This is a genomic window from Paraburkholderia sp. BR10923 (assembly GCF_040948765.1).
Lineage (GTDB): Bacteria > Pseudomonadota > Gammaproteobacteria > Burkholderiales > Burkholderiaceae > Paraburkholderia > Paraburkholderia youngii.
Window position 1 is genome coordinate 1 of record NZ_JBFPKO010000100.1, and the last position, 2,627, is coordinate 2,627.

Below are 2,627 nucleotides of genomic sequence, written 5' to 3' on the forward strand. Positions count from 1 at the left end.
GATCGCCAAGCCACACGACATTCAACATACCGATCGCAAATTGTGGTGATCGCATACCGCTGGCACCCCGCCTACGGCCAGGAATACAGGCTGGTCCGCCGCACTGGGCGCCGCGGGAATGAGATGGTTCACCTCGACGTCCCGCAACAGATCTCCCGCGAACTGCCTGCCTGGATGCTCGATGCGTCGATATGCTCGGCAATGTCGCTTGGCGAACCGCAAGTGAGCGCCGAAGCGCTGGCCTTCTTGTGCCGCGTCCTGTCTGATCGGAAGCGCCACTCCGCCGCAGGAGGATCATCGAAGCCTCTGTCAACGGAGGGCCATTCCGATGAGACGACTGCAAAGAGAACCCGGCGTACAGCTTCCGCTGGAACTGCACCTAGATCCCACCTTCGACGCAGCCATAGTGGGGAATCGACGGGAGGAAGTGATCGACGCGCTCGCGGCACTTCTGCTGGAAGCGCTGGGCAAGCCGGCGAACATAACCGACCCAGGAGATCGCGATGAACCAGAAGATCTCCGCTGAACATCTCTGCCGAGGCGCGGTGGTCTACGTCCGTCAATCAACCATGAGCCAGGTGGTGGAGCACACAGAGAGCCAGAATCGTCAGTACGCGCTCGCTGAATTTGCACGAACCATGGGCTTTGCTTCAGTGACGACGATCGACGATGACCTTGGACGTTCGGGCTCCGGCAGTATCGAACGTCCCGGGTTCCAGAAGCTGGTCGCGTCAGTGTGTGCAGGATCCGTCGGCGCCGTGTTCTGTCTCGAGGCTTCACGACTTGCGCGCAACGGCCGCGATTGGCACCATCTCATTGATCTTTGCGCGCTGGTCGGCACGGTCGTCGTTGATCACGACGGTATTTATGACCCCAGGCTGGTCAACGATCGGCTCCTGCTTGGACTCAAAGGCACGATGTCGGAGTACGAACTCAGTCTGCTGCGGCAGCGTGGCATTGCCGCGCGTGATTCGAAGGCCCAGCGTGGCGAATTGCGCTTTGCGCTACCTCCGGGCTACTGCTGGAACGAGCTTGGGCAGATCGAGATCGATCCAGACGAACGGGTTGCCGAGTCCATCCGGGTGCTCTTCCGTAAGTTTCGCGAACTCGGCAGTGCCCGTCAGGTGCTGCTATGGGCCATACAATCCGACGTGAAGCTGCCGGTGACACGGCACGGCCCCGCGGGCATCCGGATCGAATGGAGCAGGCCTGCATATCACACGGTCGTCCAGATCCTGGAGCATCCGGTTTATGCTGGGGCGTATGTGTTTGGAAGGACGACCCAGCGCACTGCGGTCGTCGACGGACGGGCTCGTAAGACTGAAGGCCACTCCAAGCCAATGAAGGACTGGAGCGTCCTGTTGCGCGACCATCACCCAGGGTACATCACGTGGGATCAGTTCGAGGAGCATCAGAGGATGATTGCCGAGAACACACACATGAAGAAGCGGGCTTCCCGTCGATCTGCTCGTGGTGGGCGGGCATTGCTTACTGGCCTGGCGCGATGTGGCCGGTGCGGCCGAATGATGCGAGTCAACTACGGCATGAGAGCCGGCCACGCGCATCGCTATTACTGCCGTGGCGACGAAGCACATGTCGGAGCATTCCGCTGTATCGGAATCGGCGGAATACGTATCGACAAAGCAGTGGCGGCCGCAATTCTCGAAGCGGTTTCGGAGCATGCGGTGGAAGCGGCCGTTCGCGCTGCACAGCAAACATCGCGCGCAGGCGATGATGCGCGTCGCGCGTTAGCCTGCGAGCTCGAGGAAGCGCGCTACGATGCCTCTCTTGCCGCACGCCGGTATGAGGTTGTGGATCCGACGAAACGATTGGTTGCACGCGAGCTTGAAGCGCGTTGGAATGCAGCCCTCGAACGTGTCGCTCACCTTGAAGAGCGCGCTGCGCTTCTGGACCGCGAGGTTGCAAGCCGGCCCGCGATCGACCAGACGCAGTTGATGACGCTCGCGCACGATCTCCCGGCGGCGTGGAATGCGCCGGGCACCGATATGCGAACAAAGCAGCGGCTGACCCGAATTCTCATTCAGGAAGTCGTGATTGATCTGGACGACAATACGAACGAAGCAGTCGCAACGGTTCACTGGACCGGTGGTCGGCACACGGAGCTGCGCGTCGCACGCGTGAATGTTGGTCGATATCCATCTGGCCAACACTTCAGTGCTGTTGAGGTTATGCGCAAGCTTGGCGGGCAGTGGCCGGACAGGGAGCTTGCGGTGACCATGAACCGCATGCGATGCAAATCGCCAGACGGCAAGACCTGGACCACGGTTCGTGTTACCGAACTGCGTGAACGGCTGGGCATTGCGCCATTCGATCCGATGGCATCGCATGCGGAGACGATCAGCGTGGAAGAGGCCTCACGGCGACTGGGAATCTACGGCAGCTCGATTCACCGCCTGATCCGTGAAGGAATACTGCCTGCGACTCAACTCATGCCCTCGGCGCCCTGGCAGGTCCCTGTTGCTGAGCTTGATTCCGAAGCCGTCAGGGAAGGTGTACGGGCTATTAAGGAAAGGCGACCGCCTCACTTCAAGGCCCGACAGGAAGCAGAGAAGTCACTCAAGTTGCCGGGCTTCTAACCAAAGGATGCACTATGTCACGAGACTCCC

2 protein-coding genes are annotated in these 2,627 nt (G+C 60.5%); both read left to right on the top strand.

The window, feature by feature from the left end:
• Positions 1-328: 328 nt before the first annotated feature.
• Positions 329-526, top strand: a complete 198-nt coding sequence (locus tag AB3X94_RS41455; protein WP_129964158.1) for a hypothetical protein — start codon at positions 329-331, stop codon at positions 524-526.
• On the top strand, positions 504-2,597 hold the full coding sequence (locus tag AB3X94_RS41460; RefSeq protein WP_368594373.1) for a recombinase family protein: 2,094 nt from the start codon (positions 504-506) through the stop codon (positions 2,595-2,597). The genes AB3X94_RS41455 and AB3X94_RS41460 overlap by 23 nt, the downstream gene beginning before the upstream one ends.
• The last annotated feature ends 30 nt before the right edge of the window (positions 2,598-2,627 follow it).